The sequence below is a fragment of the Plantactinospora sp. B6F1 genome (assembly GCF_040120695.1).
Taxonomy (GTDB): domain Bacteria; phylum Actinomycetota; class Actinomycetes; order Mycobacteriales; family Micromonosporaceae; genus Plantactinospora.
Genome location: NZ_JBEEAC010000035.1, coordinates 25,115 through 38,197 on the forward strand (window position 1 = coordinate 25,115; position 13,083 = coordinate 38,197).

A 13,083-nucleotide genomic window follows, 5' to 3' on the forward strand; every position below is an offset into this window, starting at 1 on the left:
CCGGATCGCCCGGGAGACCGACCGGATCGTGCTGACCGGGCTGCGGGCACGCGGCCGGCACGGCGTCTACGACTTCGAGCGCGCCCAGGGGCAGGACTTCGTCGTCGACGTGGTGCTGGAACTCGACCTGGGCGCGGCGGCCCGCTCCGACGACGTGGCCGACACCGTGCACTACGGCGAACTGGCCGAGCGGCTGGTCGGGATCGTGACAGGCGAGCCGGTCAACCTGATCGAGACGCTGGCCGAGCGGCTCGCCGCCGCCTGTCTGGCCGATCCACGGGTACTCGGCACCTCGGTCACCGTGCACAAGCCACAGGCGCCGATCCCGCACGACTTCGCCGACGTGGCGGTGACGGTGACCCGGAGGAGGCCGACCCGATGACCCGGGCCGTGCTCTCGCTCGGCAGCAACCTCGGCGACCGGCTGGAACACCTGCGCACGGCGGTGACCGGGCTGCGCGACGTACTTCTGGTGGCGTCCGGGATCTACGAGACGCCGCCGTGGGGTGACCCGGACCAGCCGGCGTACCTGAACGCGGCGTTGATGGTCGCCGACGACGCGGCCGGCCCGCGCGACTGGCTCGACCGGGCCCGGGCCGCCGAGGCGGCGGCCGGCCGGGTCAGAGACCCGGAGCGCCGGTTCGGGCCGCGCAGCCTCGACGTCGACGTGATCGGAGTCTGGACGGCCGACGGTCAGCCGGTGCACAGCGCCGACCCGGAGTTGACCCTGCCGCACCCCCGCGCCCACCTGCGGGCCTTCGTGCTCCGGCCGTGGATCGACATCGAGCCGTACGGGCGGCTGCCCGGCCACGGCGCTCTGACCGACCTGATGTCGACCGAACCGGTCGGCACCGACGCGCTGGACCTGCGCCCTCGTCCGGATCTGCGGTTAGAGTCGGATTGACGGTGACCGGTCGAGGATGGCCGGTCGACGGTGACCGGGCCGCGGGCCGGACGGGTCCGCCGACCGGCGGGACGCGCCCGTCCGGTCGACACCGGACCGGCGCCCCGTGTCGACGAGCGGAGTGAGGAAGAGTTGTGACCGAGCGCAGACCCCCGACGCGCGGCCCGGCCCCCGAGCGCGGGCGGATGGGTCCGACCAGACCCGCCTCGCTGGTCGTGGCCGGGCTCGCCTCGGCGGCCCTGGCCTGGTTGCTGGTCAGCAGCTTCTACAGCCACATTCCGCCGCTGCCCTGGCTGCCCATCGTCACGCTGCTCGGGCTGGCCGCCCTGGAGGGCTTCGCCGCGGCGAACACCCGGGCCCGGATCGAGCGCAGGCCCGGCCGGGACCCGGTCGACCCGCTGGCGGTGGCCCGGTTCGTCGTACTGGCCAAGGCGTCGGCGCTGGCCGGGGCGATCTTCGCCGGCTTCTACGCCGGCTTGGACGTCTGGCTGCTCATCGAGCGGACCCGGGCGGCCGCCAACGACGTACCGGCGGCCAGTGCCGGACTCGGCGCGTCGCTCGCCCTGGTGGGTGCGGCGCTCTGGTTGGAACGCTCCTGCCGGGTGCCTGATCGTGATGATCGAGACTCGGAGAGTGACGACCTGAGGCGGCGCGACGAGCCCTGAGCAGGCCGTCCGGGTAATCGACGCGTACCGGGGGTGACGGCCGGGCGTGCTCGCGGGTACGGTGCCTCCGACCGGGCCGGATCCGCCAACTCCGCTGGATCGGGCCCACGTCCGACCGCTTCGGTCCCGGATGCCGCCCCGGGCCGGGGCCTGTTCGCTGGACGAACGGGAGGCGCGCATGGCGTACGACGATTCGATCTATCGGCGACGGGACCCCGGAATTGATCCGGTCGGTACCAGCGAGCGGGAGGATCCCCGGTACGGCGGTGACCCCGGATACGACGCCGACCCCCGTACGTCGTCCAGCCACCTCACCGGGCGGTTCATGGGTGGCGAGTCGGCCACCGTCAGCGACCCGGACCCGGTCGCACCGACCCGGCGACGGAACGTCTCGCCGGCCGCGCTGGAGAACGTCTTCGACGATCCCGCACACGGCGAGCCCGGACGGGATCGGATCGGGGTGCACCTGCTCTGGGAGCTGGTGCTGCTGGTCGTGGTGGCGGTGCTGCTCTTCCTGTGCAACCGGGACTATCCCGACCTGCTCCGGGGCGCGCAGCGGGAGAGCCTGCTCGTCTTCGGTACCGCGATCGGGCTGCTCACTCTCGGCGCCGGGCTGACCCTGCGGACCGCCGCGCCCAACCTCGCACTGGGCCCGGTCGCGGTCGCCGCCGCGCTGCACTTCGCGGAGAACTCCGACCGGGGCGTCGTGTCGGCGATGCTGCCGGCGCTGGTCGCCGGGGTGGGCGTCGGCCTGGTGATCGCCATCCTGGTGGTGGGCTTCCACGTACCGGGCTGGGCGGCCAGCCTTGCCGCCGGACTCGCGGTGATCGTCTTCATCGAGCAGCGGAGCGCCCCGGTCGACGTGCAGGGCGAGTACGACCCGACCCGGCACGCGGTCTACCTCTTCGCCGGCTTTGCCGCCGTCGCCGTGCTGGCCGGCCTCTTCGGCACCGTCAAGACGGTACGCCGGGCCGTCGGCCGGTTCCGCCCGGTGGCTGACCCGGCGCTGCGCCGGGGTGGGGGTGCCGGATTCATCGTCACGTTCGGCCTGGTGGTGTCGACGGTCTTCGCCGTCGCGGCGGGAATGCTGCTCGCGGCCGGCGGCACCGGGCCGGTGCCGCCGACCACCGGCATCGAGTGGACCGGTCTGGCCTTCGGCGCCGCGCTGCTCGGTGGCGCCAGCGCCTTCGGGCGGCGGGGCGGGATCGCCGGCGGGATGCTCGCGGCCGTCGCGCTGGCGCTGTTCATCCGGTACGCCGACGAGCGCAACCTGGACATCGCGCCGGCCGCCCTGGCCGCCGTGCTGGTGACCGCCGGTCTGGTGGTGACCCGGCTGGTCGAGGCGAACGGCCGCCCCCGGTCCTACGCCGAACCGGAGCGGGACTGGGTGGAGGAGCCGGAGACGCCGAGGGCGAGCTGGGACACCGCCCAGGCGTCGCCGCCGGAGCCGTGGACCTCCACGCTGCCGAGCCAGCAGACCGACCGCTGGGGCGGCGACCGCTGGGACGCCCCGGACCGCTGACGCTGGTGGATCGTTGACGCGGCCGGCCGTCGGCGCTGGTGGATCGTTGGTACTGGCGGTGCGGCTTGCGGCGGTTCGGGCGGATAGGCTCGGCCCATGACGGAATCGCGTCCCGAGTCCCGTACCACCCCGACCTTTGCCGAACTGGACGCGCTCTCCACGGAGGAGCTGCGGCAGCGGGCCTTCGCGCTGGCCCGGGAACGGCGGGACATCGGATTCTTCTGGTCGGTGATCCGGCACCTGCCGAACGCGGACGAGGCGGCGGCGCTGGACGGCGCGCCGAACGCGGCCGGCCCGACCGTCGACGAGGCGGTCGCGCTCTGGCGGGAGTTCACCGGCCACGGCTACGAGGAGACCGCACCGCTGCTCCGGGCTGCCTTCATCGACTATCTACAGAAGCCCTGACCGGGGACCCTACAGAGGCACTGACCTGGACCCTACAGAAGCCCTGACCGGGATCCCGAAGCCCTGACCGGGACACCGGGCCGCCCGTCTGGTGAACCCAGCGCACCCCGCGAACATGACACCGGGTTTCGCGATCAGATTCCCCTGGGAATTACCTGTGCATGGCTCTCACCAACAGATACAAGACGGCCACGGGTGCGGGCACGCTCACCGCACTCGTACTGGTCCTGGTCTTCGGCAGCCCCTGGTATGCCGACTGGGCCCGGAGCGAGACCGACCCTGACACGGCGGGTGGCTGGTTCCTCCGGCTGCTCGCCTGGCCCTCGTGGCGGTTCGACTCCGACGACACGATCCAGAACGTCATCGCCGCCGACCTCAAGGCAATCCTGGTGGTGGTGCTCACCTGGGTCTTCCTCTACCTGTTGCCCGGCTCGCAACTGGCCCGGGCCCGGGGCACCGTCAGCCAGTTTCTCGCGGGCTGGTCGGCGTACGTCTTCGCCGGTGCGTTCGCGGCCCTGCTCGCCACGTTGATCGGCAGTAATCCGTCGCTGCTCGGCGCGTTCCAGGCCGCCGGCAGCGGTGCCACGTACGGCTTTTTCGTCGGCTGGATCATCGGCCTGGCCACCCTCGGCGGCTGGCGGGGCCGGCACTGAGCCCGCCACCGCACCGGACCCGTTCGGCCCGATGGCGTGCCGGGCGGCGGTCCGGTGCGGGCCCCCGTGAGGAGCGACTATCCGCCGACCGGGTCGGCCGGGTAGTCGATGCTGAGAATCTGGTGCCGGCTGACCGTCCCGAGCGGCTCGCCACCCTCGCCGGTCACCATGGCGTCGTCCGAGTTGGTCCGGAGCAGCACCGCCAGCGCGTCGTAGAGCGACGACCCGAGCGGCACGGCGGGCAGCCCGGCAGCGCTGACCGGGTCGGCCAGCGGACGCAGCAGGTCCGGGGTGATCGGGGTGACCGCGAGTCGCCGGATCGCCCGGTCCGCCCCGACGAACTCCCGGACGAACGCCGACCTGGGCTCGCCGAGCAGGGTCGCCGGGCTGGCATACTGCTCCAGCCTGCCGCCCTGGGAGAGCACCACGATCCGGTCGCCCAGCCGTACCGCCTCGTCAAGGTCGTGGGTGACCAGCACGATCGTCTTGCGTACCTCCGCCTGGAGCCGCAGGAACTCCTCCTGGAGCCGGGCCCGCGCGATCGGGTCGACGGCCGAGAACGGCTCGTCCATCAGCAGCACCACCGGGTCGGCGGCCAGCGCCCTGGCCACCCCGACCCGCTGTCGCTGGCCGCCGGAGAGTTCGTGCGGATAGCGCGGGCCGAAGGTGGCCGGGTCGAGACCGACCAGTTCCAGCAGCTCCGCGCCGCGTTGCGCGATCCGCGCCTTCGGCCAGCCGGACAACCGGGGTACGGTGCCGACGTTCGCGGCGATGGTCTGGTGCGGGAAGAGCCCGACGTTCTGGATCACGTAGCCGATCCGCCGCCGGAGCCGCACCGGATCGGTCCGGGTGACGTCCTCGTCGCCGAGCAGGATCCGTCCCGAGGTCGGCTCGATCAGCCGGTTGATCATGCGGAGCACCGTGGACTTGCCGCAGCCGGAGGGCCCGATCAGCACGACCAACTCGCCGGCCTTGACCTCCAGACTCAGCTCGTCGACCGCTACCGTGCTGTCGGGATACTGCTTGCGTACCTGGTCGAGGGTGATCGCGGCGGCACCCGTGGTGCCGGCGGACCCGGCGGAGCGGGCCTCCGGGGTAACGTCCACGTATGTCCTTCCGGGTGATCGACCGGGCTGACCCGGGTAATCCGTGGTTCTCCTGGGATTATGTGCAGCGCAACTCGGAGACGATTCTCGCCGCACTGCGGGAGCACGCGTCCCTCACCGCCCAGGCCGTGCTGATCGCCGCCGTGGTAGCGATCCCGCTCGCCGTGCTGGCGTACTGGTTCCGGCCGCTCACCGGGCCGATTCTCGCACTCTCGGGTGTGCTCTACACCGTTCCGTCGCTGGCACTGTTCGCATTCGTCGCACCGTACCTCGGGACGGGGACGACGACGGTGCTGCTCGGGCTGGTCCTCTACGCCCTGCTGCTGATCGTCCGGAACGCACTCGCCGGGCTCAACCAGGTGCCGGAGGAGGTCCGGGACGCGGCCCAGGGCATGGGGTACGGCCGATTCGCCCGTCTGCTCCGGATCGACCTGCCGCTGGCGTTCCCGGGTATCCTCACCGGCCTGCGCCTGGCGACCGTTTCCACGGTGGCCCTGGTCACCGTCGGGGTGCTCGTCGGGCACGGCGGCCTCGGGCAGCTCATCCTCGGCGGGTTCCGAAACAACTTCTTCAAGGCCGAGATCATGACCGGCACCCTGCTCTGCGTACTCCTGGCCCTGGTGCTGGACCTGCTCCTTGCCGGCCTCGGCCGGCTGCTCACCCCGTGGGCACGGCGTCGGCGAGCGACCGGGTGAGCGCGAGGAGTGAGCCGGTGTTGCGAGCCCCGCAGTCGCGAGCCGGAGATGAGCAGGGGTGAGCGCGAGGAGTGAGCCGGTGTTGCGAGCCCCGCAGTCGCGAGCCGGAGATGAGCAGGGGTGAGCGCGAGGAGTGAGCCGGTGTTGCGAGCCCCGCAGTCGCGAGCCGGAGATGAGCAGGGGTGAGCGCGAGGAGTGAGCGGCGATGAACCCGATCGAGCAGGCCGTCGTCTGGCTGAACGACCCGCTCAACTGGACCAATCCCGGTGGCGTGCTCGACCGGCTGGTCGAGCACCTGGTGATCTCCGGCGCCGCCGTCGCGATCGGCTGCCTGGTCGCCTGGCCGCTCGGGCTCTGGCTCGGGCACACCGGCCGGGGCGGTGGCATGGTGGTGCTGGTCTCCAACGTCACGCTGGCGATCCCGACCATCGCGCTGCTGACCATCCTGCCGCTGACCGCGCTCGGCTTCGGTAAGCCGCCGGTGATCATCGCGTTGGCGGTCTTCGCGGTGCCGCCGCTGCTGGCGAACGCGTACACCGGGATCCGGCAGGTTGATCCGGAGGTGCGGGAAGCCGCGCGCGGGATGGGACTCTCCGGCGGGCAGTTGCTGCGCCGGGTGGAGCTGCCGCTCGCGGTGCCGTACCTGGCGGCGGGGTTCCGTACCGCCGCGGTGCAGGTGGTGGCGACCGCCGCGCTCGCCTCGTTCGTCAACGGAGGCGGGCTTGGCCAGATCATCAGCGCCGGGTTCGGGCTGGGCATCTCGGTCGGCGGTGGGCAGATCCTGGCCGGCGGGCTCCTCGTCGCCCTACTCGCGCTCCTGGTCGAACTGGTCTTCGCGCTGCTGGAACGGGTGGTCACGCCCCGGCCGCTGCGCCGTGCCCGGCGCCGGATCATCCGCCGCGCCGACCAGCGGGCGGCGGCCGCGGTCACCGGCTCCTGACCGGTCACCGGCTCCTGACCAATCACCGGGCTCCTGACCGGTCGGGGCGGTGTGGGTTTGGTCACTCTTGCAGTCCTCGGCGAGGCCGGATGGGGTGATCTGGTCCGTGCGATTTTCGCTTAGAGTGGTCAAGTAGCTGCGCTCTGTGGCTCTTTGCGTGACGATCCGGTGACGAAGCCCATCGCGAATTGTCGTACCCGGCGAGAGGATGTTTCGTGAGAAGGCGCGGGCGGCCTTCCTGACATGTCGCCCGTCGGACACGCGGCCGGCCCGATCCGGGCCGCGCCGGGACACAGGAGGCGGGCGATTCATGCGTACACGTTCACGTCTGGCAGCCGGCGCCGCCGGTGCGGTCGTCGCGGCTGGGTTCCTCGCCGGCTGCGGTGGGGCCGGCTCGTCCGGCACCCAGGCTCCGGCGACCGGGGCGCAGGGTGCCGGTTGCGCACCGGTGGCCGGGTCGAGCCTGGTCGTGCTCGACGACGACAAGAAGCTGCAGAACAGCGACAACATCATTCCGGCGATCAACAGCAAGGTGGCCCAGCCGCCGCTGGTCGCGGCCCTGGACAAGGTCTCGGACAGCCTCGACACACCCAAGCTGATCGGCCTCAACAGGGCGGTCGACGTCGAGCGCAAGACCCCGAAGGTGGCCGCCGAGGAGTTCGCCGCGGCCAACAACCTCACCGCAGGCATCCCGACCGGCGGCACCGGGTCGATCACCGTCGGCGTGGCCAACTTCAGCGAGAGCCAGACCCTGGGCGAGCTGTACCGGATCGCCCTCACCGCCGCCGGCTATGAGGTCAAGGTCCAGCAGATCGGCAACCGCGAACTCTACGAGCCGGCCCTGGAGAAGGGCGACATCCAGGTCGTCCCGGAGTACGCCGCGACGATGGCCGACTTCCTGAACAACAAGGTCAACGCATCCTCCGGGTCCACCCCACCGCCGATCTCCTCACCGGACCTCGACCAGACCGTCAACGGGCTCAGGGCGGCCGGTGAGAAGGTCGGCATCACCTTCGGCAAGCCGTCGGCGGCCCAGGACCAGAACGCGTTCGCGGTCACCAAGGAGTTTGCCGACAAGTACGGCGTCCGCACGCTCAGCGAGCTGGCGGCGAAGTGCTCCGGCTCGGCGACCGTGCTCGGCGGGCCGCCGGAGTGCCCGCAGCGGCCGAAGTGCCAGGCCGGACTGGTGCAGGTTTACAACTTCAACGCGGGCCGGTTCGACTCGCTCGACGCCGGTGGCCCGCAGACCAAGTCGGCGCTGACCAGCGGCACGATCAGCGTTGGGCTGGTCTTCTCGTCGGACGGCGCGCTGGCCACGAGCTGACCGTCGGCGCGGGGGTGCACCTCCCGCCCGAGGAGTGGAACCGACCGTGGCCGGTCGACGTCGCCGTACGTGGCGTCGACCGGCCGCTCACATGCCCGCCGCAGCCATTCCGGTCCCCGGCAAGTGTGAGTAGGCTCGACTGCCATGTCAGCCCGCGAGGCCACCGAGGGAACCCGCCGTAGGCCGCTGCTGACCGTACTCTTCTGGTCCGGGGTCGGGCTGGCTCCGCTGGCCGCCCTGTTGCTCCTGGTGGGGCAGGGCAACGGGCCGCTCCGGATCGCGGCGGTGCTCGCCGTGCTGGCGGTCGTACTCATCGGATTGTCGATCACGTTGCGCGGCGACTCGGAGGGCGTCCGGCTGGACATCGAGGAGACCCTCGCCGAGGAACTCGACGACCTTCGGGGCGAGTTGCGCAACGACATCGCCACCGCCGCCCGGGCCACGCACAAGGCGTTCGGCGAGAAGCTGGCGGTCGTGCAGGGCAACGTCGAGGCGCTGCGTGGCCAGATCGAGACTTTCCGGGCCACTGCCGCCGCGCCGGGCGGCTCCGCCGCCCCTGCCGGGCCGGGCACCTCCGCCTCCGTCATGGCGGGCACCACCCCCGCCTCCACCAAATCGGGCAGGTCTTCCGCCTCTGCGGTGTCGGGCAGGTCTTCCGCCGCTGCCGTGTCCGGCGCCGGGGCCGGTCCGGCCGTTGGTGACGCACCGGTGGCCGGCGGTCCGGCTCGGTCCCACGCCTCGACTCATTCACACGCCTCGACTCATTCACACGCCGCGGACCAGAGCGACAACACCGGCGAGTTCCACGGCCGCCCCGGTGGCGGATACCGGGACGGCGGCCACCAGGGGAGTGACTATCCCGACGGCGACCGGCCCGGGGCGGGGCGGCGGCGGTACGACCGGGACGACGGCGCACCGGGCGAGTCCGGGCAGTACGGCCGCTCGTGGTCGCAGGGCGCGCGAACGCACCGGGGCGGTCCGGCGGGAATGCCCGGCGGCCCCGGTGGGGTGTCCGGACCGCCGCTCGGCCGAGGCGTCGTCCGGCACACCGAGACCGTGCAGGTGACCACCCGGCAGACCATCGTCGGCGGACACGAAGACGATCATGGCCACGGTTACGACGGCGGAACCTACGGTGCAGCCGGCTACGGCGGCGGCGTCCATTCGGGCGGCTACGGGGACGGCGCCCCTTCGGGCGGCTATGGCGGCGGCGCCCATTCGAGCGGCCATGGCGGCGGAACCCACGGTGGCGGTGGCCGGGCCGGCGGCTACGGCGCCGGAACCATTGGCGGCGGCGTACACGGCGGCGGCTCGGCCGGGACCTACGGCGGCGCCGGCTCGGGCGGCGGGACCTACGGCGGCGGGACCTACGGCGGTGCCGGTTCCGGTGGCGGGACCTACGGCGGTGGCACCTACAGCGGTGCCGGTTCGGGGGACGGGACCTACGACGGCGGGACCTACGGCGGCGCGGCAGCACACGGTGCCGATGCGGGCGGTGGCACCTACGGCGGTGGCACTTACGGCGGTGGCACGTACGGCGGTCGCCGGGAGTCGGACGGGCGCGACGAGGATCCGGACGACCGGCGGGCGCGGGGTCGGGGCTCCGCCGAGGCTGCCGACGAGGGGCGGGCCGGGTGGCGGTCCGGCGGCTGGCGTGGCCGTCCGGCCGACCCGGAGCCGGAGACCGGCGACCCGGCCGACGACTCGTACTGGGCCGAGCTGCGGGCCGGCGACCGCTGGGCATCCGTGCGCGACGACGACCGGGGCCGCGAGGTCCGGATGGGCGAGCGACGGGCGTCGATGCGGTCCGACGGGTCGGGTACGGAGTTGCGGGTCGAGGACCGCTGGGCGGAGATGCGCCGGGAGGAGCCGGGGCCGGACGAGGGCCGGCGGACCGGTCGCCAGTGGTCGGAGCCCGCCGACGAAGACCGACGGTACGGCGACCAGCGCGGCTCGGGCGGCTGGTCCGGTCAGGACGGTGCCCGGCACGGCGCCGGTGCCGACCTCGGTGACGGCCGGGGCTGGGAGCCCTCCGGCGGTGCCGCGGCACTGCCCGCCGCAGGGGTGGACCCGGCTTCCGTCTGGGGCCCACCCAGCCAGAAGCCGGAACCGGAGCCTGCCCGGCGGGGGCGGCGGCACCGCGACGACGAAGAGTACGGCTACCCGCCGTTGGACGAGGCACCCCGGGCCGGCGGTACCCGCCGTTCCGGGTACGGCTACTCCGCCGACGGCGACTGGCGTTGACCGGTCACCTGCCCCACCGGTTACCTGCCGATGGCGCCGACAGCTACTTGTCGATGTCGCCGACGACGAAGAACATCGAGCCCAGGATCGCGATCAGGTCCGGCACCAGGCAGCCGGGGAGCAGCGTGGCCAGGGCCTGCACGTTGGCGTACGAGGCGGTGCGCAGCTTCATCCGCCACGGCGTCTTGTCACCCCGGGATACCAGGTAGTAGCCGTTGATCCCGAGCGGGTTCTCGGTCCAGGCGTAGGTGTGCCCCTCCGGGGCCTTCACCACCTTGGGCAGCCGCACGTTCACCGGACCGCTGATCCGGTCGACCTGGTCCAGGCAGCGTTCCGCGAGGTCGAGTGAGACGTACACCTGGTCGAGCAGGATCTCGAACCGGGAGTGGCAGTCACCGGCGCTGCGGGTGACCACCGGCACCTCCAGCGCCCCGTACGCCAGGTAGGGCTCGTCCCGGCGCAGGTCGAAGTCGAGCCCGGAGGCCCGGGCTACCGGTCCGGAGGCGCCGTACGCGGCCGCGTCGGCGGCGGAGAGCACCCCGACCCCGACGGTACGGGCCAGGAAGATCTCGTTGCGCCGGATCACGTTGTCCAGGTCCGGCAGGCGGCGGCGTACCTCGCCGATCGCCGTCCTGGCCCGTCGGGTCCAGCCGGCCGGCACCTCTTCCTTGAGCCCGCCGACCCGGTTGAACATGTAGTGGATCCGGCCGCCGGAGACCTCCTCCAGCACCGCCTGGAGGGTTTCGCGTTCCCGAAACGCGTAGAACATCGGGGTGATGGCGCCGATCTCCAGCGGGTAGGAGCCGAGGAACATCAGGTGGTTGAGCACCCGGTTCAGTTCGGCGAGGGCGGTACGCAGCCAGACGGCCCGCTCCGGCACCTCCATCCCCATCATCCGCTCGACGGCGAGCACCACGCCGAGTTCGTTGGAGAACGCCGACAGCCAGTCGTGCCTGTTGGCCAGCACGATGATCTGCCGGTAGTCGCGTACCTCGAAGAGCTTCTCGGCGCCCCGGTGCATGTAGCCGACGATCGGCTCGCAGGAGATCACCCGCTCGCCGTCGAGCACCAGCTTGAGCCGGAGTACGCCGTGGGTCGACGGATGCTGCGGCCCGATGTTCAGCACCATGTCGGCGGTGTCCAGGCCCGCCCCGGTGCCGACGGTCAGCTCCCGCAGCGCGCCGGTGTCGGCAGTCATGTCCGCCATCGTGCCACGATCCGCCGGAACGCATCGCCGAGGCGGACACCGGAGTAGGACGGAGGAAGGACGCGCCCCAGGCGATCGAGGGCCGGTTTCGTCGCGGTCGACCGGTCGCCCTCGGTGGACGACCGCGAGCGACCGGGCGGTCATCGCGCGGGTTGCCCCGGCGCCGGTGCACCGGATTCTCCGCCGAGCCATCCGGTGGGGCCCGGGTCGACGCCGACCGGTTGGAGCAGCCACCAGTGGCCGCCGAGACCGGCCGGGTCGGTGAGTTCGGCCGCGGCGGAGGCCCGCGCCAACGCCCGGACGTAGCCGGCCGGGTCGGTGGAGGCCATCGCCAGCGCGGGTCGCCGCCCGTCGGCTCCGAGCGCCCGCAGCGCGGTGCGCTGTTCGACCAGGGTGTACGGCAGTCCGGCCAGCGCCGTACCGGCCGCCGCCACCGAGTCCATCGCGACATGTGCGGTCAGGTCGCAGCTGCCGTCCGGTACCGGGTAGACCTGACGGCCGGAGCGGAACCCGGTCAGCGTGCCGTGCACCGGGCGGTCGTCCCGCAGGTGTCCGTAGTCGACGGCGAGCGCCAATCCCCGGTGCAGGCTGCCGACCGCCTCCGCCCAGGCGGTGTCCCGGGGCAGCCCGATCTCGGCCCGGATCGGGGACGGTTGCACCCGGTCCGGGGGCGGCTCGATCCGGTCCGGCGAGGGCTGGTCCGGAGGAGACTCGTCCGTCGATGTCGGCCACCAGCGGGCCAGCCAGTCCGCCTCGGCCGGGTCGAGCGGGCCGCCGGGCGACTCCGCGCCGGTGGCCGGGTCCACGAGTACCCGTCGCCAGCCGGCCCGGCCGGATTCCGCCACGTCCAGCGGTACGTTGTCCAGCCACTCGGTCGCGATCAGCAGGCCGACGACCCGCTCCGGCAGGTCCGAGCGCCAATTGATCGGCTCCGGCAGCGAGTCGGGTCGCGGGGCGAGTTCGACCGCGGTCAGCCGGAGCCGGGCGGCGAGTTCCGGCGGGGCGAGCCGGGCCAGGGTGCCGAGCAGTTCCCCCCGGCCGGCGCCGACGTCGACCACGTGCAGCGGATCCGGCCGGCCCAGCGCGGCGTCGAGCCGGGCCAGCAGCCGCAGCAGGGCGCCGCCCAGCACCGGTACGGCGTGGGCGCTGGTCCGGAAGTGCGCGGCCGGCCCGGCGCCGCTGACGAAGAACCCCTGCGCGCCGTAGAGGGCGGTGGTCATCGCGGCTCGCCATCCGATCGGCACCGACCCAGGTTATGCGGCGCGCTGCTCAATCCACGCCCGGTACGGCACCGATGGCCGGGCCGATCCGGACGGCCGTCACGTCGGGACATGTCCGGGCACATCAGGGACAGGTAGCGGCATGCCGGGGTGTCCCGTGTGCCACGTCACCAACTGGGCGAAGCGGTCGTGGCAGGCG

At 72.7% G+C, this 13,083-nt stretch carries 13 protein-coding genes; 10 read left to right on the forward strand and 3 right to left on the reverse strand.

Annotation, left to right across the window (positions count from 1 at the left end; all coding sequences use genetic code 11):
* The first annotated feature begins 4 nt into the window (after nucleotides 1-4).
* The 6 genes from folB to ABNF97_RS28845 all read left to right on the forward strand — a co-directional run bounded on the left by folB (nucleotide 5) and on the right by ABNF97_RS28845 (nucleotide 4,148).
* The gene (gene folB / locus ABNF97_RS28820) at nucleotides 5-382 is read left to right on the forward strand and encodes a dihydroneopterin aldolase (RefSeq protein ID WP_130466376.1); all 378 of its coding nucleotides are present in this window, start codon (nucleotides 5-7) and stop codon (nucleotides 380-382) included.
* Nucleotides 379-903, forward strand: coding sequence for a 2-amino-4-hydroxy-6-hydroxymethyldihydropteridine diphosphokinase (gene folK / locus ABNF97_RS28825; protein WP_130465416.1), 525 nt, complete (start codon nucleotides 379-381; stop codon nucleotides 901-903). The genes folB and folK overlap by 4 nt, the downstream gene beginning before the upstream one ends.
* Nucleotides 904-1,088: 185 nt before the next feature.
* On the forward strand, nucleotides 1,089-1,568 hold the full coding sequence (locus tag ABNF97_RS28830; protein WP_349340477.1) for a DUF3180 domain-containing protein: 480 nt from the start codon (nucleotides 1,089-1,091) through the stop codon (nucleotides 1,566-1,568).
* 178 nt (nucleotides 1,569-1,746) lie between these two features.
* A complete protein-coding gene (locus ABNF97_RS28835) occupies nucleotides 1,747-3,090 on the forward strand; it encodes an ABC transporter permease (protein WP_349340461.1) in 1,344 nt (447 codons plus the stop codon).
* Between the two features lie 96 nt (nucleotides 3,091-3,186).
* Entirely contained in the window at nucleotides 3,187-3,495 is a 309-nt protein-coding gene (locus ABNF97_RS28840) for a hypothetical protein (protein ID WP_130465414.1), read from the forward strand.
* A 161-nt stretch (nucleotides 3,496-3,656) separates the two neighbouring features.
* A complete protein-coding gene (locus ABNF97_RS28845) occupies nucleotides 3,657-4,148 on the forward strand; it encodes a hypothetical protein (RefSeq protein WP_130465413.1) in 492 nt (163 codons plus the stop codon).
* Between the two features lie 77 nt (nucleotides 4,149-4,225).
* Here ABNF97_RS28845 and ABNF97_RS28850 read toward each other — a convergent pair whose 3' ends face one another.
* The gene (locus tag ABNF97_RS28850; protein WP_349340462.1) at nucleotides 4,226-5,254 is read right to left on the reverse strand and encodes an ABC transporter ATP-binding protein; all 1,029 of its coding nucleotides are present in this window, start codon (nucleotides 5,252-5,254) and stop codon (nucleotides 4,226-4,228) included.
* Between the two features lie 2 nt (nucleotides 5,255-5,256).
* Here ABNF97_RS28850 and ABNF97_RS28855 point away from each other — a divergent pair, with 2 nt between their 5' ends.
* From ABNF97_RS28855 to ABNF97_RS28870, 4 genes are all read left to right on the forward strand, one after another.
* Nucleotides 5,257-5,949: an ABC transporter permease subunit gene (locus ABNF97_RS28855; RefSeq protein ID WP_130465411.1), complete on the forward strand. Its 693-nt coding sequence runs from the start codon at nucleotides 5,257-5,259 to the stop codon at nucleotides 5,947-5,949.
* Nucleotides 5,950-6,154: 205 nt separating this feature from the next.
* Complete coding sequence (locus tag ABNF97_RS28860; RefSeq protein ID WP_130465410.1) at nucleotides 6,155-6,889, forward strand: ABC transporter permease subunit; 735 nt, start codon at nucleotides 6,155-6,157, stop codon at nucleotides 6,887-6,889.
* 310 nt (nucleotides 6,890-7,199) lie between these two features.
* Nucleotides 7,200-8,213: a glycine betaine ABC transporter substrate-binding protein gene (locus tag ABNF97_RS28865; RefSeq protein ID WP_130465409.1), complete on the forward strand. Its 1,014-nt coding sequence runs from the start codon at nucleotides 7,200-7,202 to the stop codon at nucleotides 8,211-8,213.
* 144 nt (nucleotides 8,214-8,357) lie between these two features.
* Nucleotides 8,358-10,457, forward strand: a complete 2,100-nt coding sequence (locus tag ABNF97_RS28870) for a hypothetical protein (RefSeq protein WP_349340463.1) — start codon at nucleotides 8,358-8,360, stop codon at nucleotides 10,455-10,457.
* Nucleotides 10,458-10,500: 43 nt separating this feature from the next.
* On the opposite strand, the gene ABNF97_RS28875 is transcribed toward ABNF97_RS28870, so the two are convergent.
* Nucleotides 10,501-11,664: an NADH-quinone oxidoreductase subunit D gene (locus tag ABNF97_RS28875; RefSeq protein ID WP_486484883.1), complete on the reverse strand. Its 1,164-nt coding sequence runs from the start codon at nucleotides 11,662-11,664 to the stop codon at nucleotides 10,501-10,503.
* Nucleotides 11,665-11,804: 140 nt separating this feature from the next.
* Entirely contained in the window at nucleotides 11,805-12,908 is a 1,104-nt protein-coding gene (locus ABNF97_RS28880; RefSeq protein ID WP_349340464.1) for an SAM-dependent methyltransferase, read from the reverse strand.
* Between the last annotated feature and the right edge of the window lie 175 nt (nucleotides 12,909-13,083).

What these genes read in the sequence shown, in the direction of transcription:
- ABNF97_RS28865 (WP_130465409.1), top strand. Translation starts at nt 7,200, where the DNA reads ATGCGTACACGTTCACGTCTGGCAGCCGGCGCCGCCGGTGCGGTCGTC.
- ABNF97_RS28875 (WP_486484883.1), bottom strand. Translation starts at nt 11,664, where the DNA reads ATGGCGGACATGACTGCCGACACCGGCGCGCTGCGGGAGCTGACCGTC.
- folK (WP_130465416.1), top strand. Translation starts at nt 379, where the DNA reads ATGACCCGGGCCGTGCTCTCGCTCGGCAGCAACCTCGGCGACCGGCTG.
- ABNF97_RS28855 (WP_130465411.1), top strand. Translation starts at nt 5,257, where the DNA reads ATGTCCTTCCGGGTGATCGACCGGGCTGACCCGGGTAATCCGTGGTTC.
- ABNF97_RS28835 (WP_349340461.1), top strand. Translation starts at nt 1,747, where the DNA reads ATGGCGTACGACGATTCGATCTATCGGCGACGGGACCCCGGAATTGAT.
- ABNF97_RS28860 (WP_130465410.1), top strand. Translation starts at nt 6,155, where the DNA reads ATGAACCCGATCGAGCAGGCCGTCGTCTGGCTGAACGACCCGCTCAAC.
- ABNF97_RS28840 (WP_130465414.1), top strand. Translation starts at nt 3,187, where the DNA reads ATGACGGAATCGCGTCCCGAGTCCCGTACCACCCCGACCTTTGCCGAA.
- ABNF97_RS28870 (WP_349340463.1), top strand. Translation starts at nt 8,358, where the DNA reads ATGTCAGCCCGCGAGGCCACCGAGGGAACCCGCCGTAGGCCGCTGCTG.
- ABNF97_RS28830 (WP_349340477.1), top strand. Translation starts at nt 1,089, where the DNA reads ATGGGTCCGACCAGACCCGCCTCGCTGGTCGTGGCCGGGCTCGCCTCG.
- ABNF97_RS28845 (WP_130465413.1), top strand. Translation starts at nt 3,657, where the DNA reads ATGGCTCTCACCAACAGATACAAGACGGCCACGGGTGCGGGCACGCTC.